At 61.0% G+C, this 19,656-nt stretch carries 24 protein-coding genes; all 24 read right to left on the bottom strand.

Annotation, left to right across the window (positions count from 1 at the left end):
• Positions 1-54: 54 nt before the first annotated feature.
• Entirely contained in the window at positions 55-261 is a 207-nt protein-coding gene (locus tag KCG87_RS25075; RefSeq protein WP_210559080.1) for a tail protein X, read from the bottom strand.
• Positions 236-1,081 carry a phage tail protein gene (locus KCG87_RS25070; RefSeq protein WP_210559079.1) on the bottom strand — a complete coding sequence of 282 codons (846 nt, stop codon included), beginning with the start codon at positions 1,079-1,081 and terminating at the stop codon, positions 236-238. The genes KCG87_RS25075 and KCG87_RS25070 overlap by 26 nt, the downstream gene beginning before the upstream one ends.
• A 9-nt stretch (positions 1,082-1,090) precedes the next feature.
• On the bottom strand, positions 1,091-3,538 hold the full coding sequence (locus KCG87_RS25065; RefSeq protein WP_210559078.1) for a phage tail tape measure protein: 2,448 nt from the start codon (positions 3,536-3,538) through the stop codon (positions 1,091-1,093).
• A 152-nt stretch (positions 3,539-3,690) separates the two neighbouring features.
• Positions 3,691-4,005, bottom strand: a complete 315-nt coding sequence (locus KCG87_RS25060) for a phage tail assembly protein (RefSeq protein ID WP_210559077.1) — start codon at positions 4,003-4,005, stop codon at positions 3,691-3,693.
• Between the two features lie 11 nt (positions 4,006-4,016).
• On the bottom strand, positions 4,017-4,520 hold the full coding sequence (locus tag KCG87_RS25055; protein WP_210559076.1) for a phage major tail tube protein: 504 nt from the start codon (positions 4,518-4,520) through the stop codon (positions 4,017-4,019).
• A 12-nt stretch (positions 4,521-4,532) separates the two neighbouring features.
• Positions 4,533-5,699, bottom strand: coding sequence for a phage tail sheath family protein (locus tag KCG87_RS25050; RefSeq protein WP_210559075.1), 1,167 nt, complete (start codon positions 5,697-5,699; stop codon positions 4,533-4,535).
• A 103-nt stretch (positions 5,700-5,802) separates the two neighbouring features.
• Entirely contained in the window at positions 5,803-6,348 is a 546-nt protein-coding gene (locus tag KCG87_RS25045) for a DUF4376 domain-containing protein (RefSeq protein ID WP_210559074.1), read from the bottom strand.
• 22 nt (positions 6,349-6,370) lie between these two features.
• The gene (locus KCG87_RS25040; RefSeq protein ID WP_210559073.1) at positions 6,371-7,966 is read right to left on the bottom strand and encodes a phage tail protein; all 1,596 of its coding nucleotides are present in this window, start codon (positions 7,964-7,966) and stop codon (positions 6,371-6,373) included.
• Complete coding sequence (locus KCG87_RS25035; protein ID WP_210559072.1) at positions 7,959-8,570, bottom strand: phage tail protein I; 612 nt, start codon at positions 8,568-8,570, stop codon at positions 7,959-7,961. Before KCG87_RS25035 ends, KCG87_RS25040 begins: the two co-directional genes overlap by 8 nt.
• 1 nt (position 8,571) lies before the next feature.
• A complete protein-coding gene (locus tag KCG87_RS25030) occupies positions 8,572-9,456 on the bottom strand; it encodes a baseplate J/gp47 family protein (protein WP_210559071.1) in 885 nt (294 codons plus the stop codon).
• Positions 9,453-9,779, bottom strand: a complete 327-nt coding sequence (locus KCG87_RS25025; protein ID WP_103368789.1) for a GPW/gp25 family protein — start codon at positions 9,777-9,779, stop codon at positions 9,453-9,455. The genes KCG87_RS25030 and KCG87_RS25025 overlap by 4 nt, the downstream gene beginning before the upstream one ends.
• Positions 9,780-9,784: 5 nt before the next feature.
• Complete coding sequence (locus tag KCG87_RS25020; protein ID WP_210559098.1) at positions 9,785-10,015, bottom strand: hypothetical protein; 231 nt, start codon at positions 10,013-10,015, stop codon at positions 9,785-9,787.
• A gap of 53 nt (positions 10,016-10,068) precedes the next feature.
• Positions 10,069-10,656, bottom strand: a complete 588-nt coding sequence (locus KCG87_RS25015) for a phage baseplate assembly protein V (protein WP_210559070.1) — start codon at positions 10,654-10,656, stop codon at positions 10,069-10,071.
• Positions 10,653-11,174 carry a hypothetical protein gene (locus tag KCG87_RS25010; RefSeq protein WP_210559069.1) on the bottom strand — a complete coding sequence of 174 codons (522 nt, stop codon included), beginning with the start codon at positions 11,172-11,174 and terminating at the stop codon, positions 10,653-10,655. Before KCG87_RS25010 ends, KCG87_RS25015 begins: the two co-directional genes overlap by 4 nt.
• 1 nt (position 11,175) lies before the next feature.
• Positions 11,176-11,832, bottom strand: a complete 657-nt coding sequence (locus tag KCG87_RS25005) for a hypothetical protein (RefSeq protein ID WP_210559068.1) — start codon at positions 11,830-11,832, stop codon at positions 11,176-11,178.
• On the bottom strand, positions 11,829-12,149 hold the full coding sequence (locus KCG87_RS25000; protein WP_210559067.1) for a hypothetical protein: 321 nt from the start codon (positions 12,147-12,149) through the stop codon (positions 11,829-11,831). The genes KCG87_RS25005 and KCG87_RS25000 overlap by 4 nt, the downstream gene beginning before the upstream one ends.
• 2 nt (positions 12,150-12,151) lie before the next feature.
• A complete protein-coding gene (locus KCG87_RS24995) occupies positions 12,152-13,147 on the bottom strand; it encodes a major capsid protein (RefSeq protein WP_210559066.1) in 996 nt (331 codons plus the stop codon).
• 63 nt (positions 13,148-13,210) lie between these two features.
• A complete protein-coding gene (locus KCG87_RS24990) occupies positions 13,211-13,555 on the bottom strand; it encodes a head decoration protein (RefSeq protein ID WP_095139914.1) in 345 nt (114 codons plus the stop codon).
• The gene (locus tag KCG87_RS24985) at positions 13,552-14,721 is read right to left on the bottom strand and encodes a head maturation protease, ClpP-related (RefSeq protein ID WP_210559065.1); all 1,170 of its coding nucleotides are present in this window, start codon (positions 14,719-14,721) and stop codon (positions 13,552-13,554) included. Before KCG87_RS24985 ends, KCG87_RS24990 begins: the two co-directional genes overlap by 4 nt.
• Positions 14,718-16,196 (bottom strand): phage portal protein, encoded by a 1,479-nt coding sequence (locus KCG87_RS24980; RefSeq protein WP_210559064.1) that lies wholly within the window; start codon positions 16,194-16,196, stop codon positions 14,718-14,720. The genes KCG87_RS24985 and KCG87_RS24980 overlap by 4 nt, the downstream gene beginning before the upstream one ends.
• On the bottom strand, positions 16,196-16,402 hold the full coding sequence (locus KCG87_RS24975) for a hypothetical protein (RefSeq protein ID WP_096796982.1): 207 nt from the start codon (positions 16,400-16,402) through the stop codon (positions 16,196-16,198). Before KCG87_RS24975 ends, KCG87_RS24980 begins: the two co-directional genes overlap by 1 nt.
• A gap of 1 nt (position 16,403) precedes the next feature.
• A complete protein-coding gene (locus KCG87_RS24970) occupies positions 16,404-18,440 on the bottom strand; it encodes a phage terminase large subunit family protein (protein WP_210559063.1) in 2,037 nt (678 codons plus the stop codon).
• Positions 18,421-19,053, bottom strand: coding sequence for a terminase small subunit (locus tag KCG87_RS24965; RefSeq protein WP_095139909.1), 633 nt, complete (start codon positions 19,051-19,053; stop codon positions 18,421-18,423). Before KCG87_RS24965 ends, KCG87_RS24970 begins: the two co-directional genes overlap by 20 nt.
• Positions 19,054-19,221: 168 nt before the next feature.
• Positions 19,222-19,566 carry a phage holin family protein gene (locus KCG87_RS24960; protein WP_210559095.1) on the bottom strand — a complete coding sequence of 115 codons (345 nt, stop codon included), beginning with the start codon at positions 19,564-19,566 and terminating at the stop codon, positions 19,222-19,224.
• Positions 19,567-19,656: the final 90 nt, after the last annotated feature.

Here is a 19,656-nt window from a genome sequence, read left to right as displayed (position 1 = left end):
AAAGCCCGCACTGGGCGGGCCGATTGAGTCATTGCGCGGCGTACCGGAGGGGCATCAGCCCCACAGCATCACCTCGCTGTTATCGGGTGTCGGCAGATCCGGCAGCTCGATCACGATGCCGGCGCGATACGGTTGCGGCTCGTCGGCCAGCCCCTGATTAGCGTCCAGCACCGCCTCGACCGATCCGCTCAAATGCCCATAGGCGTGGTAGCACAGGGTGTCCAGCAGATCCCCGTCAGACGTTCTGCAGATCATCGCCATAACGCGTGAACTCCAATGTAAATGCCTGCTTGCGCGGGATACCGCCCTGCAGCAGCGCGCTCTGTTCTTCTTCGACGTTCTTCAAGCACCAGGTGCCGAGCACGTCGCCATAGCCGGTGGTCAGGGTCAGAGGCAGGAGCTGGGCACCGAGACTGCGCAGAGTGTCCAGCTGTTTGATCCCGCCCTTGAAGCCAGGGAAAATCGCGCCCTTGAGGGTGATTTTTTCCTCGCCGATGCCCACCGCTTGCTGCGCCGGACGGCGGGTCAACCGTTCCTGCGACGCCCAGCGGTACTCCGTCGAGCGTCGCAGTTCGTCGAAGGCAGCGGTGTCCAAGTTGAAGTAATAAGGGACCGCCTTGGGATCCAACGGCTGCACGATCAGCAGGTGCGGAAACGGCTTCACCGCTTCCGGCATCGGTGTCGCGTCACCCGCCAGTGATCCGGTCGGTAGAATGTTCCCCAGTGATGGACTGACCTTGCCGCCGATCTTGTTGATCGCGGTGGACGCCCGCGCTGCCTGTTCCTTGAGTTCGCCCATCCGCTCGTCGATCTGCGACACGGCGCGGGTGGCCTTGTTGTAGGTGGCCACCATCTGGCCGACCTTGGCCTGCGCGGCGTTGACGCTGCGCATGACACGCTGCAGCTTTGCCCCGACCGCCGGCCCCACGATTGGAATACCTTCCAGCTCCGAGGCCGCGCCGCTGATCTCGCTGATGGCACCGTTGACCGGTCCCATCATGCCGTCGAGGCTACGTCGTCCAGTCTCCCCCGCTGCAGCCAGACTTTTCAGCCCCGACTGCAGCTGTTCCATGTACGCCATTGGCCCTCCTTACACGTGCGGTTCGTCATACAGCTTCCGGTTCTGCAACTGCTGCGTGGCCTGCTGCATCTGCTGAGCGATGAAGGGCTGCAGCTCACGCGCCATTTGCGCCGGATCCTTGGCATCGCCCTGCACGGTGATGTGCAGCGGCGCCGAGATTTGGACCTGTTGCTCGATCTTAGGCGACTCGGCTTTCGCAGCCGGAACGGGTGCAGCCAGAAGAGCCGGTGGAACTGGCGCACTGGGAGGCACAGCAAGTGACCGGGCCACATCGCCCATTGCTGCAGGTGCCAGAGGGCCAGAGGCAGGCTTCGGTCCGAATGACCGAGCAATGTCGCCCATCACCGGCGGCAGGTTCTGCCCGGCGTTGGCCATCATCAACGGCCCGGCATCCGGTACTTTTTTCAGCGACTCATCAGCGCCGAACAGTTTTTTACCCATGACTCCACCGAGCGCATCGCCGCCCATGTAACCGAGATAGCCGCCAATAAGGCCGCCGACGATGTTGCCAATGATCGGCACCGCCGTACCGATGGCTGCACCGGCAGCCGCACCGGCCAAGGTACCTGCCAAACCGCCGGCCGCTTGTCCGTAACCTTCCGCCTTTTCATCCTGGGTCTCGGCATTTTCATAGGTGTCGTAGGCTTTAAAACCAGCATCGACCACCGCCAGCAACGCTGGACCTTTCATGCCTCCGACTATCTTCGCGCCACGACCACCTCCTCCTCTCCCGCGGCCTTTCCCCCCTTTGCCTTTCTTGCCTTCGCCGCTGGCATCGAGATCACCGCCATTCAGCCCGCCACCAGCACCGGGAGGGTTGGTGACGATCACCTTTTGCGGGATGTTTGGGTTGCCCATCAGCGTACCGCGCCCGAGGTGCATCAGCCCCTTACCAACCTTGAAGGCGCTGACGGCCCCCTTGAGCGCAACCAGTCCAGCCACGGCTGTGCCGATGCCAAGCGTTACCCGCGGGAACTCGTCGGCAAAGCCCGACAGTTTGCGACTGACGTTGTTGATGCCGTCGGCCACGGAATCGGTGACCGGCCGGATCGCATCGCCGATGCTGCGCATGGCATCGTCCATCGACTGGGCCATTTCGGACCATTTCTGCGCCGAGGTTTGCCGGCGCTCGGCCAGGTTCTTATCGAGGATCCCGGTCGCCCCGGCGGAATCCTTTTTCAGCTGCTCATACAGATCCTTGTTCTGCATGTACGCGGTCAGCGCAGCCTTGACCTGCATATCGGCGAACAGGTCACCGGTGCGCAAAGCCTCCTCCAGAGACTTCATCATGGCCTTGGCTTTCTCGGGGTCAGCCTCCTTACTGATCGCCGCTGTGGCCTTGGCCATCTCGGCGGCTCGCTTCGGATCAGTCGCTTCGATGTACTTCTGGGCCAGGGCAAAACTGGATTCCAGTGTGGATTTGCCATTCTGCAAACCGGTCTGCATCGACCCCTTATAGTCGATCCCGGCCTTCTGGTAGGCCTTGACCGTCTCACCGGAGCCGATTTTCTCCATCCAGTTTTTAAGGTTGTTGGCCGCTTCGTCCGAACCACCGGCCGTTTTCATTTGCACCTGCAGCATCGCGCCCAGTTGCGACACCGAATCCATGCCGGTGATACCCAGTTTGCCCATGCCGGCCAGCAACTCGGGAAACCACTTGGCCATGTCGACCGCTTCAAAACTGCCCGCCTGGCCTTGGTAGGCGATGGCCTCCAGCGCCTGCTGCATCACTTTGGGGTCGGTAATCTTGGCGTTCTGACCCAAAGCGTTGATCATCTTCGCCGTTTCGGTGCCTTCCGATCCTTGGCCCACCGCGAACTTGGCTGCGGTCGGTGCATAGGACAGCGCCTTGTCCAGCTCCATACCGGCGCCGACCAGGGCGTTGACCACCTCCGCCACCTGATTACGCGCCATGCCTGTATCGCGTGACGTGTCGATCACAGTCTTGGACAGCTGTGCCTCTTCCGGCGAGTTGGCAATGTTGGCCTTGATCGCAATATCGCGAATGATCGCGCCGTAATCCGCACTGACCTTGGTCGGGATGGCCGCTGCTGCGGTCAGGGCACCCGCTTGACCGAGGGTGCTTTTCAGGCCGGACCGTCCCTCCTCGATCTGCCGGTGGCCCAACGCTTTCAGTTCGGCGCCGGCGGCCACGCGGCCCATGGTGGCGTATGCCTTGCTCAGGCGCCCCACCTCGACGCCCTGTTTCTTGAGCAGTGCGAGATTCTTTTCATATTTGGCCAGCAGCTTGTCTGCGCCTTCGGCGCCGGTGGTGTGCGCTTTGCGCCATTCATCGCGCAGACGCATGGTGTCGCCGATGGTGTTCTGCAGCACCCGGGCTTTGCTGCCGACCGAGTCCAGGTGCTTAATTTTGCTTTCGACGTCCTTGAACGCTTTGCCTACCGTCGGATCGACGGCGCCGCCAATGACAAAGCCGAGAGCGATGTTCTTCGCCATGTGCGTGCCTTATGCGTCGGTGGGGTTGAGTGGCTCAATCGGAGAGCCACCACACCAGTTCGTTGAAGGACATGGCCAGGATCTCGGCTGCCGAGAACCCGGTCTCTTTAGACATTCGCTTGGCCAGGATCTTCAACGTAGAACCGTCGCACTTAGTCGTCCGTGACCAGACGAAAATACCCGGCCTGCAGGCGTAGGTAATCGACCATCTTCAGGCTCATCAGATCCGCTTCAGGGGTCTGGGTCAGCGAAGCGAACAGCGACATTTCGCGTTGCTCAGCGTCACCGTTGGAGGCCGCTTGCGCGGCCCGCACATCCCGCACACAAGGTGCGCGCATAGTCAGGCGATCGACCTGCACACCATTGAGTTCAGTCGGGTACTTGAGGCTGATTCGAAACCCTTCCTCGGTCAGTTCCATCCACTTAGGGAGCGGCTGTTCGGGCGTTGCTTGAATTGCTTGAGTCATTGCGTATGTCCTTAAAGGCCCAGGGCCGAGCGTTCTTCTGCCAGTTGATCAACGCCGTCGACCACCAGCACCATGCCGACCATGTCGATCTCATAGATCAACCGGCTACCGACTTCGAGCTTGTAGTAGGTCAACGCCATGTTGTGTTTGCTCTCGGCTTTTTCGCCGGCTTTCCAGTCGCCCATGTCGACCTCTTTGAGACCGCCACGCATGGTCACGATGACCGGAGTGACCTTGCCCTTAAGGCCTTTAAACGTGGCTCGAAACACCGCCGTACACGCGGTGCGGTCGGAGAGGCCGAACCATTTCAATGCCTCACGGCGCACACCGTTGGTGGTAAACCCGGCTTCGAGTTTCTCGACACCGGTCGGGATCTCGATCTCGCCGGCCATGCCGCCACCCCGGTAGGTTTCGGTTTTCAGCACGACCTTGGGCAGGGTCAGGCTCGGCATCTCACCGGCAAAACTCACGCCGTCGATAAACCCGGCGCAGTTGGACAGAACTTCAGGAATCATCAGGTGGCCTCCTTAAGCGGCTTCAAGCACTTCGGTCATCCACTCGTTGGTGACTTCGAAGAGGAAATTCGGGTTCTCGGCCGGCGGCACGTCGGTGAAGCGGATCCGCCAATACACCTTGCCCTGCTCGATCTGGCTGGCCGTGTTCAGCTCCTGGTCGGCGTACACCTCGAAGTTGATCACCGCGCCCTGATTTTTCAGGTCGCGCATGAACGCTTCCAGGCCGTCGGTGACGTCCTTGACGTAGGTCTTGGTGATCGAGCGGTCGACCGCCCATTTGTGGCCGGCCTGCACCGCGTCCATGAGAATGAACAGCGTGCGCACGCGGGTGACGAATGCCCACTTCGGATCGCTGGACAGTGTGCGGTTGCCCCAGAGGCGGTAACCATCGTCGCGAATGATCGTGGTGATGTTCGCGTTGTTGAGCAGGTTGGCCCGGCAGGTTTCGTCGCCGTCCAAGTACTCGACGGCGCGAGTAGTCCCGGTGATGCCGGTGAGTTCCTTGTTCGAAGGCGAGGCCCAGAACCCGTAGGTCGCATCCGTCCAAGCAAACAGGCCCGCCGTCCATGCGGAGCCAGGCGCATCCACCGTCTTGCTTTCACCGGTATCCCAGTACTGCACGCCCGGGTCGACCATAAACAGGTTGCGGCTGCCAAAGTTTTTCGCGTAGGCCATCGCGGCCTCATCAGTGGTGCATGGCCCGTCGATGATGCCGATTGCCCGCAGCTTCTGCGCCAGGCTGTCCATGGCCGTGGCCACCGCTTGGGTGGCGGAATGGCCGGGCGCGATCAGCAAGCGCGGCTGGGCGTTGAACAAGCTCTTACCATCGAGCAGCGCCTGCAGGCCGGTGCGCTGGCCGGATGCGAGAACACCGCCGATGATGGCTGATGTCTGCAGCGCCGGGTCGTCCATCTTCGGCACACCGATGGCGACGATGACCGCCTTGGCTTTGGTGTAGATCGCCTGGCAGGCTTTGGTGATCGCCGACTCGGCGCCGAACGCGGCAATGGCTTCACGCTCGGTAGTGATCAGTTTGAGTTCGCCGGCCTTGGCGGTACCGCCACCGAGCAGCCCGGGACTGAAGGTGTCGCACAAGCCGATGATCGACGAGGACGGCAACGAGATAGTGCGTGCGCCGGTATCGACCGCCGTGGTCGTGACGCCGTGAAAGAAACTCATAAGGCTCGTTCTCCAGAAACGAAAAAGCCCCGCATGAGCGAGGCTGTGAAAGTGTTGGTTCTATGATTGGTGGAAAATAAAACGCCCCGTCAGTGCGGGGCGTTTATTGCAGCTCGGCAGGAGCTGGCGGCGAGGAATCCGGCCAGCCTTGTGAAAGCATGGCGTCGTGATACTCGCCCGCCTCGATCGCGCGCAGCAGCGTCAGCTCGCGGTCAAAGCAGGCCTGTACATGCGACCGCACCGCTTGGGCGATCGCGATGATTTGCGCAGATCCGATCTCGACAAAACCCGTCACCGTCTTGAAATTGCAGCGGTATTCGGGATCGAGGACGGCAGATAATCCGGTACTGGCAATCAGCGCTTGGCTGTCACGCGTCGTCTCGATTTGCAGGCCGCCGACCAGCACACCAGTCGACTCGCGGCGGAAGCGCTCGCGGGCAATCGACTGCGCATAGTCCGGCACTACCGGCGGCAACGCCTCCTTGATCACCTCGCCGTCGACTAAGCGCCAAATGCCATCGCGCTCCTGAAATGTCGCAAGCCACAAGCCATCCGGCAGCGCCATAGCCCCCTCGGGAATAACGGCGTGAACATTGGAGTCAAAACGCCCGGCAATTTGGCCGTTTTCATCAAACGTCGCGTACTTCATAAAACCTACCTCAGTAAATAAATTAACGACCTATCGCAAGGTAGTTATATTGCGCAACGGATGGCCCAAGGTTTCGAAGTGTCATATTCAACGGCCCGGCTGTTTTAACTTGCCCCACGTACACGCTACCCGCCGCCTGATCCGCCGCCGTATTGGCATAGGACAACAGCACGACAGGGTTAATCGTGAACGCAAGGGGCCAGGTATGAACCGCGTTAATGCCAGAACCAACCGCCCCAGTGGTGCCCCATTGAATGATCAGCCCGCCCAGCCAACTGGGAAAGACGATATAGCTGATAGATCCGGCCCCACCTAAAGCGGCCGAAAACCCCCAGCGCAATTTCTTTGGGGTAACAATAGTGGCGTCATCGGTACCCACATCGGTCTGCGCCTGCGTAGCGATCTTCGCCGTACCCAGCTTGATTTCCGTGGCCTGCGTCGCCAACGCCGCGAGCGCGGCAATATCGATGCTTCCCTGATTGATCGGCGCATTCCACGCCTTAATGCACCACATCACCGCCAAGTTGCGCGGGCGCGCTACACCATAATGCGCTTGAGCAAAAAGCGAGGTTCCGGGGACAGCAGCACCGCTTGCCGTGTAAGCACCGGAGCCGGAATAGTCAGCCATCGCCGGAAGATCCCAGCCCAAGCCCACACGATTAGCATTGATACCATTTAGCCCGTGAATCTCGGCACCATTGTCATCATTACCGTGAAGCAACGAACCTTTCTGATACGTGCCAATTGCGCGACCTGCATCAACCCCGCGTCCATGATCCCAGCCCCGCAGGAACTCACCGCGCGATTCCGGCAAGCGGAAATTGCCTGCACCCTCGTCACCCTTGTTGAACGCCGTCCCGAGGAACGCCGCCAGATCGGGATAGACCGCAATGCTCTTGACGCTACCGTCCAGCTCCAGAAAGCCCGGCGCTACCTTGTCCAGCGGAAACGCGACCGTAGCGCCGACCGGCAAGGCCGAAGCCTGCGCGATCATCGACTCGATTTCAGTCTTGGTGTAGGTGTCCTTGATGCCAAATCCGGCCAAGGTTGTGGGATTGGACCCGGACGTGAACACGCCGCGATCATTCACCGTGACCTTGGTGTACGTCCCGGCGACCTTGTTCGCCGGCAGCAGTCCGTTGATCAAATCGTCCACATACCCGCGAGTGGCCAACACCACCGACGGGTCGATCTTCAACTGAATGTTCGAGGTGCCGCTGGTGATGATGTGCATCCGCACCACCTGGTTGCGTCCAGAACCTTGCGCAAGTAAAGGCTTGTAGCTCGGGGCAGCATTCGCCACCGCGCAGAAAACGCCGTCCTTGTCTTCCAGCGCAAGCTCGCGAATCCACCAACCACCCACATCCGGCGGTAACACCAGCTCGGCAATCAGAACATTGGAATCGGTGGGAGAGACACGCAACTGATTGAGCTGCGCCCGGTAAACCTGGTTCACCAGTTTGGTTTGCGAGGCGCTGGGGACAGGGTCGGTGCCGTTTGCATCACCGATCAGCATGTAGCGCGGTTCCCAAGGGATGCCCAGCGCGTCGCAGTTGGTTTTCTTGGCGGCACCCTGCGTGGTGAGCATGCCGCCAAAAATAGAGTTTTTATCAACCATGGGGATATACGTCCAATTCGTCGAGGGTGTATTCGCTGACGCCATGGTTCCCCTGAACCATTACGTCCATGTCCGGGTTGCTCCATGGGTAAACGTCGATTTCATCACCGTCGTAAACGGCAAAACCGACATAGGCGTCCAAGTGAGTTTCAAGAGTGATGTCGAGTCCGGTCAGTTTTCGGCTGACGGGTTTGGCGTCGTCGATCAGGCGTTCGAGTTCGAGGTACATCTCCTCGGTGATGCCGGTGTCCAGCACGCCGACCTTCAACGCGAAGGTGCCCGGCACGCCTTCCGGAACGGTCTGCCACCACTCAGAGATCTCGATCAGATAACCCAGCGGTTCGACAACTCGGCGCAATGCGCCGATGGTGCCCTTGTGCTTGTGGATGTAGAACGAGGCCTTGATCGCGGCGCGCTTGACCGCTTCCGGCCACTCCGGATCCCAGCGGTCGACTGACCAGGCCCAGGCCAGATGTGGCAGCAGGTGCACCGGACAGGTGTCGGGGTTGTACAGCGTGCGCAACGGAATCAGTGTGGTCTCGGCAAAGGTCGCCTCGATACCCCGTTCCAAGGGAGTGCTGTTGAGCGGTAGAAGACTGCGCATATCAGCCTCCCAACACGACGGTGTACCCGGTGCAGTACGCCGCCTGTGCCTTGGTGGGTTTCAGATCCTGCCAGTCCTTGAGTTCAACACGGGCCACACCGGCGACGTGCAACTGCGCATCGACACCCGAGCGGGCTACCTCGACGCCCAAGCGACGGCGCGGATTGATCCAGGCCTCAAGGCGCTTGATCGCCTCGGCGAGCGCGGCATCGTTTTCCGGGCCGGTACCTTTCATGTGCAGCACTGCATCAATCCGGTACCGCAGTATCTCGGCACCGCGCACTGCCACCCGATCACCAACCGGGCGCACATCGTCGTCATTCACAGCCTTGGCGACCAAGGCCAGCAGCTCCGGCCCAACCGCGCCGTCCCCTTCCAGGCCCAGCACTGTCACGTCGACACAGGCCGGCGCCGGGCTTTCAGCCGTGGCATCGGCGACCAGTGCCGAGGCGTTACGGGCGTGCAGGATGTAGCTGTTGCGTGGTCCCGCTGTGGTCAACCCTTCGTAAGCCATCTGCACCCGCTCACGCAGGGCATCGTAGGATTCCAGCACCGCTTCGACCGGCGGCACCGCCAGCGGATCCGCTGCCTGAATTACCAGGCGCTTGAGGTTGACGTTGGCGGCGAGTTGCTCCAGATCGGCGCCGATGGCATACGCCAGCAGTTGCGCCTTGGCGGCGTCGTTAACCCTCGCCCGGTTGCCGAGTTTGATGTAACTGCCGACTTCCAGCAGTTTGGTCACCGGATCGCTCTCCAGCGCCGCTGTCCAGTTGTCGCCCATGTAACCACGAAACACGTTCAACGCTTCGCCGTACACCTCTTCGAAGTCCAGCGGCTCCAGCACATCCGGTGCGGGCAGTTCCGTCAGATCCACCAGCGTACTCATACCCACACCTCCAACGTGCCGCGCTCACCGAGATACTCGCCGCTGATTCTGAAATTGATTTTCCCCCCCAACACCGAGATGGCGACGACGCGCTCAAGCTTCAGTCGTGGCTCCCACTGGCGCAGCGCCCGGGCCGCTTCCGCTTGAGCGGCGCTTTTCCAGCCTTCGTTGATGGGCAGGTCGACCATGCGCCGCAGCTTGCTGCCGTACTCCGGACGCTCTCGGCGGCTCAGCAACGGCGTGCCGAGGATGTCCGCCACCGACTGACGTAAATGCTCGATGCCGGAGATGGGTTGCCCGGTGTGGCGATCCATTCCGATCATCGGGATTACTCCGTGAGTTGCTCGAACTCGGCGTGGGCTTTAAGGCACTGCAGCGCTACATCGTCAGTGCCATCAACCGACACCTGGGCTTTCGCTACGGCCAAGGTGCGGCCATCGGGCAGGATGACCGTGCGCGAAGTGTAAAGGGTGTCGCGAAAGGTCACGGTCGAGGTCATCTGCACGGTGCTGATTGGTACGGACTCAAGCTCAGGCAAATCATCTTGATGTTTGGCCATGGTTTCTCCAGGCATGAAAAAGCCCGCACGCGGCGGGCTGAATGAGTGATGAGTTAGTGCTTGTGGTGGTTGTCACTTACGCCTGCGGCCAGAATGTCGGCATCGCTAGTGATGCTCTGTGTCGCGTGCAGCGGGCCGTCGATGTTGACCGGCCCTTTGATGTTCACGGCGCCCTCCAGATCGATCGTTCCCGACTTCACGCTGACAGCGTTGTCGGTGACTTCGGCCTGCGTCGATCCGACCTTGATGGTGACGGTGCCGCTCGGCAGGGTGATGGTGTAACTGCTGGCCTTCCAGTCGTAGACCAGTGAGCCTCCATCATCGAAACGCCAGACCTCAACGTGGTCGCGGTTGTCCGGTGGCGGGCCACCATTGCCGTAAAGACCAGGAATGAACGTGCCCTGCGCTACATCGCCGCTGGCACTGATCAAAGTGCCTTGCTCGTCGATGCTCGGTGCCCGCCAGTGCCGCGCCTTGCCAGCTGCAACGCTATGCCAGCGCACCCAGCCGCTGACCCACTCCCCGTCCGAGACTCGACACACCGGAGGTGACGCGGCGAGATCCACCGCCACCACGTAGCAATCCTTGACCAGGCCGGCGAGCATGCGGTCGTGCTGAGCCGCGACGTAACCGGAACTCATTGCACGTCCTCCGGACGGAACGGGCCGTCGCCTGGCTCAATGTTCAGCAGCAGGGTGCCCGGTGGCTGATCCGGCCAAGGCCATTCGGCCTCACCGAGGTAGATCTGCTGCGTCCATTCCACGACCCAGACGGTGTAGCCGTCCAGTTCGGGTTTGGTCCAGTCCTGCATGGCCTGCACGAACTCGGCTGGCTCGACCTCAACGCCCCAGCACTGCATGCGCAGCAACGCTGCGAGGTGGCCCGCCAGGAACACCGCTTGTTGATGATCATCCGGCTGGATGGGATCGGTGATCACCCGCGCCTCGAACTTGCAGACCAAGCCCGTTTCACCAGTTCCCGGATCGAGACCCGGCTCCATCTCGGCCAATTCGATCAGCACCGCAGGCAGCGGTAAGCGATCCAAATCATCCGGCCACATGCACACCGTCTGCAGGCACGGAAAGTGTTGCTGAATGCGCTGCACGATGGCGTGATACAGCTGTTCAAGACTGAACGGCTCGTCCGATTGATCCGTCACGTCACTTCCCCTTCAAGTGCTTCTGCACTTCGAAATTGAGTTCCTGCTGCAGGACATGCACCAGATGTTCGTCAGCCTGACCTACCCAGCTCTCGAAGTGCGGGCGGGCTTGCTCCAACGACACCTTGGCCTTGGCCAGCGGAAAGCGGTTGTCGTGCTCGGCGATCCAGCCCGAACTCGCGCCGACCGCACCGCTGACATCGCTGTCGGGATAGTCGCTTGCCCTGAAGTGCTTGCTGCCGGTACGGATCCAGACGTCTGCGCTGTTGCCGTAGACCTTCTTGAAGAACGCACCCTGAAATCGCCGGCCTGCCACCGAGACACCGGAGCGACTCTGCCGAGGCCGGCCAATGCGGCTGGCCTCCATGGCGTTGAGGCCGAACCACAATTTGCCGCTGTTCGCTCCCCCGCTGACCGGGTAGGCCCGCAGTCGCTGACGCACAGCAGCGACAGCAATGCGTTCCTGCCGGCCGACGGCGCGGGCAATTTGTGTGGCAAGCCAGCGCAGGGTTTTGTTGATGGCTCGGCGCTGGGCATTGGCCGCTGCTTTTGGCAGCACGGCGGCAAAGTCCTGAAAGGCTTTCAGGTCTGCCGCCGAGGTCTGCAGCGAGATCATCCCGCCGCCGGCCGAGGGCTTGAAGTGACTGCCAACGCTCATGGTCGTTTCCTTAGGATCAGGGCGACCAGACCGTCACCGGTGGGTTCAAGTTGCAGCAGATCGTAGTCCCCGCCACCGTCGAGCTCCGGTACGTAAACGCTTACCAGCAGCCCCTTGCTCAAACCATCGGCGTCAGCAACGCGGACCTCGAAGCGCGGCTCACGAATGGCGGTGTTCATCCGCCCGATTCGCGGTTGCAGCCAAGGCGCCGAGAACATGCCGAGTACCGGTTCACTACGCCCTTCTATCCGTGCACTGTCGCCCAAGGTTTCAAAGACGATGTCGTCGACATCGGCCATCAGCTCGCGAATGCCCATGACTACATTTCCAACAGGATCTGCGCCAGCGGCCGGGTGCACATGTGCAGTGGGTTGGACTGCGCTTCACCGGCCATGCCCTTGTTGAACGGCAAGGGTTCGATCTTGCTGTAATAAGGCACGCCTTCGGTGTTGACCGTTTCCATGTAGTCGGCAGGAGCAAACACCGAGATGTACAGATCCGGGACGCCCTCGGGAATCAGCAGCGCTTTGTCGTCATGCACGAAGGTCATGCCGGCGATCTTGCCGCGATAACGTTCCCAGGTGATGCCGCCGTAATCGAAGCTCTCGCGGGCATCGCCACGCAGCGAAGCCGCCTGCTGCGTATTGAGATACGTTCTGTTTACCTCTTCAAGCTCCAACATCGCATTCCAGAAGTTCTTACCGCAGAACGCTCGCGAGCCGCTACGCGTGACGCTACCAAGAGCCTCCTCCTGCATGTCCAGCGCTTCACCACATTTGACGCGGAAATTTGCCTTTGGATTTGCGAGCTCCATCGGCATACGTTGTCGCTGCACACCGAAGCGCTCATAAAGATCGAGCAATACCGTTTTGCCGTCGGCGTCGTAGATCTTGCCGTTCAGCGCGCCCAGCCGCTGGAACTCATGGGTGACGTCCAGCTGGCGGCGCGCCTTGGCCAGACGTTTGTTGACCACGTCCTGCACAGACTGCAACTCCGAGCGCGAACCGAAGGCGCGAATACCCTGGATCTCGTCAGCCTTGATGGTGAAGCGCTCAGGCAAATGCACGGTGTTGAACGGGATCAGGTTGCGCTTGCTGCCGGAAACCACCAGACCGGAGGTGCCGCGCTCACCGGCCGGTACCAGGGCGAGGGTGTCACCGTCTTTCTCGATCTGTACCGTCAGGGTGGTGATGCCCTCCTCTTGGAACAGACCCAGGCTGCCAATGCGCCCGGGTACGTATTCCTGTTCGTTGATGGCAGCGGTCAACGAGGACACCGAGAATGCCTCGTCGTTGAAGATTTGAATGTCAGCCATGAAGCAGTCTCCAGAAAACAAAAAACCCGCACAGGGCGGGCTGAAAATTTGAAGGCGATCGCCTTAGCGAACGATCACGTTATGGGCGGCCAGCGCTTTTTCGGCCGCCAGATCCAGACCAGTCAGGTGCGCTTCGCTGACCTCGGCCAGCCGCACCACGGCGCGCCCGCGACGCACGATGTCGGACGTGCTCAGCGGGCCGAAGAGAATCGCCTGCGCGTTCTCACTGCCGTCTTCAGCGGTCGGGTTATACGGCGCGAATTCGCCGGTGGCGGTGACCAGGCCGAGGATCTGTCCAGGCTCCAGCGCCGGGCCGGCGGCGACGTTGATTGCTTCGCGAGAAATGGTTCCAGCGCCCTCGGACAGGAGGAATTCCCCGGCGTGCATCGGTTCACGTTGAATGTTCATGCAGTAGCTCCAGTAAGTGAGGTTCGTTTTCCGGTCTGCGCTGCTTGGCGTGCGGACCAGATCGAGGGCTGGTCAATCTGCTTGGCCTGCAATTTCGGCGGAGGGTCATCAGCCAGCGGCAGGCTGCTGTCGATTTCGAAGCCTTTGCCGCTGCCGACCAGTTTGTCGAAAAGCCGGGCACGCACCGCCGAGGTATCCAGGCCGGCCGAAACGTACTCGGCACTGAACTCCGGCAGCCGAGCCGCAACGCACAAGTCGTTGATGGCTTTGGCCTGGGTCAGCGCCGCCTGCACCACCGTTTCGTTTTCCAGTTTGGTGACAGTGAGCAGCGGCTCGATCAGGTTGCTGATGCCCGCCGCCGTGCAACGCTGGCTGATCAGCACCGCCAGTTGCGCAGCATTGGACGCCGGCGCCGGCGGGTCATCCGAGATCGGCGGCGCAAGCTCCGGTGTGGGTTCGGGCTCCGGATCTGTCGGTTCATCCAGCTGAGCCAACAGCGCGGCCGGGGCATGCTGGAAACGCTGCAGCACGGCGCCCTGTCCCAAACACGCTTTGACCTTGACGCCGTCGCCGATCTCATCGGCCAGCCCCAAGGCCACCGCTTCGTTTGCCGTTAACCAGGTCTCGGCCGCCACCAAGCGGCGCAGCTCGGGCTCGTCGATGTCAGGAGCCTTGGCCTTGTAGGCGGCGATGATGGCTTCCATGGTCTGGTCCAACACATCGGCGACCTTGCGAAAGCTCTCGGCGTCGCCGGCGGCGTAGGTCCAAGGGTTGTGAATCATCAACATGGCATTGGACGCGATCACCACACGGTGCGCACCACACACTGCAACGCTGGCTGCGCTCGCGGCCAGTGCATCGACCCGGCCGGTGCAGCGCTCGCCCAACCGCGACAGCGCGTTGTGCATCGCCAGCCCATCGAATAGATCGCCGCCGACGCTGTTAAACGCCGCCACGACGGGCGACACACCGTCGTCCATGGCGCGCAGATCCTGGACAAACTGATTGGCGGTGATGCCCCAAGTACCGATCTCGCCGTAGACAAACACTTCAATCGTGCGTTGCTCGGTGTCGCCGTTGGCCTGCATGGCGTACCAGCTCTTGTCAGAGACGTGCACGCGCTCGCCGGCCTTGTTGTAAATGCGCGGTCGCGCCTGTTTGCTCATGATTGCTCCTTGTCGTCGAGCGACTCGATGACGTCGAGGGTGTTGTAGTTGAGGCCCAGGCGAACGGCCCGGGCGAGATCAGCAGCGTTTTCCGCATCGACCGTTTCGGCGTCGTAGCCGGTGCGCAGCACCATCTCGCTGCGTGAGGCGAAACCGGCTTTCACTTCCATCGTGCGCGCCTGCACGTCCTGCACTGGCTGGATGTAGGCCCAGCCCTGCGGTACCCAGCGGGTGCGCAGATATTCGCGTCGACGCTGGGCGTAATCCTCCAGTACCAGCGCACCGGACAGCACCGCCATGTCCATCCACGCAGCACGGACCGGGCGACACAGCTGATGCACGTAAACACTGAATTGCAGTTGCTCCAGCCGACGGCGAAACTCGTTGAGTACGACGCGCAAGGCGCGGTCGTTGATCTCGCGCATGTCACCGGTGAGGATCTCGTAGGGCGTGCCGGTACCGGCGGCAGCGGCCATCAGTTGCTGCCGCATGAAGTCCGGGTAGTTGTTGCCGGCGTCGGGTGGTTTGGAGAATTCCACCTCCTCGCCCGGCCCGAGCTCCTGCATGGTGCCGGGCTCAAGCGCGACCATTGGTGTGAATCCGTCGCGGTCGGTCACCAGTGGCTGACCGGTGACCGGGTCGCGCGGCATGGGACCGGAGTCTGGGGGCGGTCGGGTGATGAAGCCAGCGAACAGGTTGGCCACCTCTTGGCGAAACAGCACCGCGTCGTCGTAGTTGTCGAGGCTGCGCAGGCGCTTAAGCACCGGCGACAAGCGCGGTACGCCCCGCAACTGCCCAGGCTCCAGTGGCTCGAAGATGTGCAGCACCTGGGTAGCGGGCACGCGCACTAGCTGGTTATAGCCGGCATTCAATGCCGAGGGATCTCCCGGGTGCGAGCGGTACATCCAGTACGCCACACGCTTACCGACCGGGTTGAACTCGATGCCGGCACGGATCACGTTGCCATCACGGGTGGTTTCGAATTTGTCGTGCGGTACGAACTCCGGTGCGAGCAACTGCAATTGCAGCGGCACCGCATGACCGTCGTCCAGCCTGCGTGGTCGCAGCCGAATGAAGCATTCGCCGGAGGTTTCGACCGTGCGCGCGGCAAGTGCCTGTTGGCCGTAGAAGTCGGTGAGGTCATCGGCGTCCGATTCATCGACCCAGTCTTCCCATAGTTCCTGCAGTTGCTTACGCAGGGCGTCGTCGTCCGTCTTCGGTCGGGGGTTGATGCCGGTGCCGATCAGGTTACTGACGCGCTTTTCAATGACGTTGAAAGCATACGGGTCGTTGCGCACTGCGGCCCGCGAACGGGAACGCAGATTGCGCAGCGCTGGCGTGTTGATGGTGTTCAAGCCATTGTCGGGCGCATCCCAGCCAGCGGAACGACGGCCCTCCCCGGCGCCTTCGTAACTGGCCTTGATGTTCGACGGCAGCAAGAATCCGTTACGGGTTAGCGTCGGATAACGAGCCATTACAGTCCCTTGCCTCCGTGGTAAAGCCGGACCACGCGCGAACGTGGACCGGCAGCGTTGAGCAGCGAGGTGCGAATTTCGTCGCGGGCCTGCAACAGCTCGGTGATGGTGCGGTACTCGACGGTGCGGTCGCCGAAGCGAACGGTTTTTTCACCGCGCGCAATGGCCTTCTCGATCACATCGAGGTGCTGTTGGGTAAAGGACATATCAGCGTCTCTTCAAATAACCGCTGGTAGAGCTGCGGCGTTGTGACGGCGATGCAGCAGGTCGCGGGGGTGCGACAGGTGCTGCCGGTGTAGGCGGTGCCAGCTGGGCTTGCCGGAAAACAGCCGGCAGCGCTGTTTCGGCAGTTTGGGCTTGTTCAACACGCGGGGCCTGGACAGGCTGGACCGGTGCATCGTCGAACAGTCCGGATTGTGCCAAGGCTTGCCGCACCCGATCCCAGTCGTGCTCCTGGTACCGATTGATGCCCAAGTAATGCGCCATGGCCAGGCAATACACCATCAGGTCTAGTGCTTCGTTGCGCTCGGCTTTGCCCTTGATCCACTCGACACGTTTATGGCCGCGGACGTAGCGAGCGACCTTTCGTTCTGCCACACATTGGGCGAAGAAGTCGTCCGGCAAATCGTTGGCAAAATGCAGCGAGCCGGGTCCATCCGGGAACGGGTAACGGTTGTAGATCCAGTCCTTGGCGGTGTCGGTACCGACGAACCACAGCTCGGCGCCGTGGCGCTCGGTCTGACCCTTCCAGGTCACGTCGACCATCGAGGGCCGCTGGGCAATCACCGGTCTGCCGGGCTTGCTCGCACCTTTGATGGCGAAGATGTTGCGCCAGCGCCGCATGCGGCAGAACTGGTAGACCTCATCGGTGTGATGGCCCCCGGAGTCGACAGCCGTGGCAAGAATCGCCAAGCCGACACCGCAAGGGTGCCGGTAGCGAGCTTTGAGCAAGTCATCAAGTACCGCCCAAGTTCGCTCATCAGCGGGATCGCCTGAGATCACCTTGTGATCAATCACCCAACGTTCCATACCAACGCCCCAGCCCATGACCATCAACTCCAGACGGTTAGCCTGAACGTCGACGGCGGCGGTAAGCATCAGCGAACCGGACGGCATTGAGCCGAGGCCGTAGCTTTCCAGACGCGCCCGGTCAATAAGAACATCGGCTTTGGTTTGCTCTTGAGCGCTGTCCCAGACCTTGGCCAGGCGGGTGTTGTAGAACACCTGCATCGGTTCAAGATCGCCTTTCGCCTGTGCCCGCTTGGCCTTCTCGTACTGCCTGGCCAGCGTACGCCAGTCCATCCAGCCTGGTGGCGAGTACAACGCGTTGAGATGAAAGCCAACCGTTTCGCCATCACCTTCGGCATGGGCTATCCACTCGCCATTGGCAAGCATCCAGCCCTTATGGTGCTCCTCGATCAACACGTCGCACTCAGGCCCAGCACACTGGTAGTGAATGAGCTGGTAATCCTTGGAGTAGAGCAAACGTTCCCACTCCAGTACCTGCTTGTGCCCGCAAGTTGGACACGGCACGTAGAAGTAACGTTGATCGCTGGACTCGAACAGATCACTGATACGCGAAGCACCTTTGATCGTTGGTGAGCTGGAGAAGTAGAACTTGGCATTCCGGCCAAAGGTACTGCCCCGAGTCTCTGCCAGCTCGATGGGATCACCCTCCTCTCCGACGTCGACTTCCCAACGATCCACCTCATCGCCGTACACATAGCGCGCTGAGAGTTCGGCCAAGTTGGCCGCGGAACCCGCAGTGGTCACGTACAGCGAACCACCTTCAAACTCTTTGGTGTCCATCGTGTTGCGGGAGTCACGAGACCGACTGGACGCCACTCGCTTACGCAGAACGGGCGTGGCCTTGATGGTCTTGCTGATCCTCGATGACACCCGCTTAGCCAGGCTAAGGCTCGGCAGCAGTGTCAGGATATTGGACGGTGCCATATGGATCAGGCCACCAATCCAATTTAGGGCGATTTGGGTTTTCATCAACTGCGAAGCCACCATCGTAACGACGCGCTTGCAGGGGTGAGCTGGCGATAAACAGCGCATCGGCTCACGTGCGTAAGGGGTGCGAGAGGTGCGGTATTGGCCGGGCTCAGCGGCACCTGAATCACGCGGAATACGCATGTATTCGTCGGCCCACTCGTCCACCCACACATCCGGGTCAGGTTGAAGCCCCCGGAAATAAGCCTCGCAGTACACCGTCGCTCCATCAGATCTGGTCAGGTTCATCTATCACCTCCCAGTTAGTATCCAGTGTGTGGCCGAATTCCTCGGAGGACATACGGCCGGCGTCCTCAAGCCGTTGTCTCAATGCTGCAGTCAGGTGTCGTTCGATCTCCCATGGATCCGACATGGCCGCCAGTTCCGGAGCCAGTTGCGGAGGCATACCCAGCAACGTGTCGCGAAGCATGCGACCGGCGTTGTATGCCCCGGACTGAACTGCCGTAACCTCGACTGTTGAGCCCTGTGCTTTGTGAAACTCCATCTCGGCCATCTGCGCCAAGTAGAACTCACGGTGCGCGCGTGCCTTTTGAAAATCCGGATGCTTGTCTGTCGTCGGAGCCGCCAGCGGCGGCGCAGCCATGGAAGTCGGCTCGGTTTGGGTCGACAGTTGGCTGTAAACATTGCGCTGAATCCGATCTTGTTGATGGCGTTCAGCAACGGCGGCCTTGCTCGGGTCGGCGGTGTCGCGAATCAGCGCTTCGGTGGCATGTACATCAACCTGTTTGCCATTGGGCGAAAGCACCAAACGGTTGTTGTCTTTCAGCCAGGTGATGTAACTCGGCGACCTGCCGAGCCGGGCCGCGAAGGCGCTCTTCGACAGGTAGGTTGGTTCTGTCATGAGCCCTCCTTTTTCAACGTATTTCAATGAATCCTTTCAAGATTTCAATGATTGAAATTTCAGTAAGCTGGGAAGTCTGCGGCTAACAGTTTCCCGCGGGTTTCCGACCCCGTGCCCCTCAGAGACCCTCAGGGTCCCCGGCGAGTTTCGGCGCCCCAGATCGGTGCATCACCCCTGCTCGCCCCCGACTGGTGGGACTTCGCTGACGCCCAGCCGCTTGGCGGCCCAGCGTTCGTACAACCCGATGGCCACATCAGCACCAGCCATCGCCGTCAGGCAACCCAAGGCGCCTGCCGTCCAGATCGTCATGCCCGCCGCGATCATCAGCATCATTGCCGAGACTCCGCAGACAATGCAGGCACCGGATCGAAGCGCAAGCCGACGCATCAGCGCCCAGCCACGAGCACCATCCTTGTCTGCTCGCCACATCTCACCGGATACGCCGCCGACCAGAGCCAGGACGATCACCAACCAGATCGGCATTTCTGCCAGCGCTTGCTGCTCATTTGTCATGTTGTGCCTCAAGTGAAGGAGCATGCCGAACACAAAAAAGAAAACCCCGCCGGTGGGCAGGGTTTTCAATGTCACGGCATACGCCAGGAC

The sequence above is a fragment of the Pseudomonas sp. MWU347 genome (assembly GCF_017947305.1).
In the GTDB taxonomy this organism is placed as follows: Bacteria; Pseudomonadota; Gammaproteobacteria; order Pseudomonadales; family Pseudomonadaceae; genus Aquipseudomonas; species Aquipseudomonas putida_A.
The sequence above is the reverse complement of the archived record's forward strand: the minus strand, read 5'-3'. Positions and strand labels throughout refer to the sequence as shown.

Coding starts and splice junctions, on each gene's coding strand:
- KCG87_RS24975 (WP_096796982.1), bottom strand. CDS start 16,402: ATGTCCTTTACCCAACAGCACCTCGATGTGATCGAGAAGGCCATTGCG.
- KCG87_RS25040 (WP_210559073.1), bottom strand. CDS start 7,966: ATGGTTGATAAAAACTCTATTTTTGGCGGCATGCTCACCACGCAGGGT.
- KCG87_RS24990 (WP_095139914.1), bottom strand. CDS start 13,555: ATGAACATTCAACGTGAACCGATGCACGCCGGGGAATTCCTCCTGTCC.
- KCG87_RS25000 (WP_210559067.1), bottom strand. CDS start 12,149: ATGGGCATTCGCGAGCTGATGGCCGATGTCGACGACATCGTCTTTGAA.
- KCG87_RS24995 (WP_210559066.1), bottom strand. CDS start 13,147: ATGGCTGACATTCAAATCTTCAACGACGAGGCATTCTCGGTGTCCTCG.
- KCG87_RS25065 (WP_210559078.1), bottom strand. CDS start 3,538: ATGGCGAAGAACATCGCTCTCGGCTTTGTCATTGGCGGCGCCGTCGAT.
- KCG87_RS25060 (WP_210559077.1), bottom strand. CDS start 4,005: ATGACTCAAGCAATTCAAGCAACGCCCGAACAGCCGCTCCCTAAGTGG.
- KCG87_RS25020 (WP_210559098.1), bottom strand. CDS start 10,015: ATGGCCAAACATCAAGATGATTTGCCTGAGCTTGAGTCCGTACCAATC.
- KCG87_RS25075 (WP_210559080.1), bottom strand. CDS start 261: ATGGCGATGATCTGCAGAACGTCTGACGGGGATCTGCTGGACACCCTG.
- KCG87_RS25050 (WP_210559075.1), bottom strand. CDS start 5,699: ATGAGTTTCTTTCACGGCGTCACGACCACGGCGGTCGATACCGGCGCA.
- KCG87_RS25035 (WP_210559072.1), bottom strand. CDS start 8,570: ATGCGCAGTCTTCTACCGCTCAACAGCACTCCCTTGGAACGGGGTATC.
- KCG87_RS24980 (WP_210559064.1), bottom strand. CDS start 16,196: ATGGCTCGTTATCCGACGCTAACCCGTAACGGATTCTTGCTGCCGTCG.
- KCG87_RS25070 (WP_210559079.1), bottom strand. CDS start 1,081: ATGGCGTACATGGAACAGCTGCAGTCGGGGCTGAAAAGTCTGGCTGCA.
- KCG87_RS24965 (WP_095139909.1), bottom strand. CDS start 19,053: ATGACAGAACCAACCTACCTGTCGAAGAGCGCCTTCGCGGCCCGGCTC.
- KCG87_RS25055 (WP_210559076.1), bottom strand. CDS start 4,520: ATGATTCCTGAAGTTCTGTCCAACTGCGCCGGGTTTATCGACGGCGTG.
- KCG87_RS24960 (WP_210559095.1), bottom strand. CDS start 19,566: ATGACAAATGAGCAGCAAGCGCTGGCAGAAATGCCGATCTGGTTGGTG.
- KCG87_RS25015 (WP_210559070.1), bottom strand. CDS start 10,656: ATGAGTTCCGGTTACGTCGCGGCTCAGCACGACCGCATGCTCGCCGGC.
- KCG87_RS25045 (WP_210559074.1), bottom strand. CDS start 6,348: ATGAAGTACGCGACGTTTGATGAAAACGGCCAAATTGCCGGGCGTTTT.
- KCG87_RS24970 (WP_210559063.1), bottom strand. CDS start 18,440: ATGAACCTGACCAGATCTGATGGAGCGACGGTGTACTGCGAGGCTTAT.
- KCG87_RS25030 (WP_210559071.1), bottom strand. CDS start 9,456: ATGAGTACGCTGGTGGATCTGACGGAACTGCCCGCACCGGATGTGCTG.
- KCG87_RS25025 (WP_103368789.1), bottom strand. CDS start 9,779: ATGATCGGAATGGATCGCCACACCGGGCAACCCATCTCCGGCATCGAG.
- KCG87_RS24985 (WP_210559065.1), bottom strand. CDS start 14,721: ATGAGCAAACAGGCGCGACCGCGCATTTACAACAAGGCCGGCGAGCGC.
- KCG87_RS25005 (WP_210559068.1), bottom strand. CDS start 11,832: ATGAGCGTTGGCAGTCACTTCAAGCCCTCGGCCGGCGGCGGGATGATC.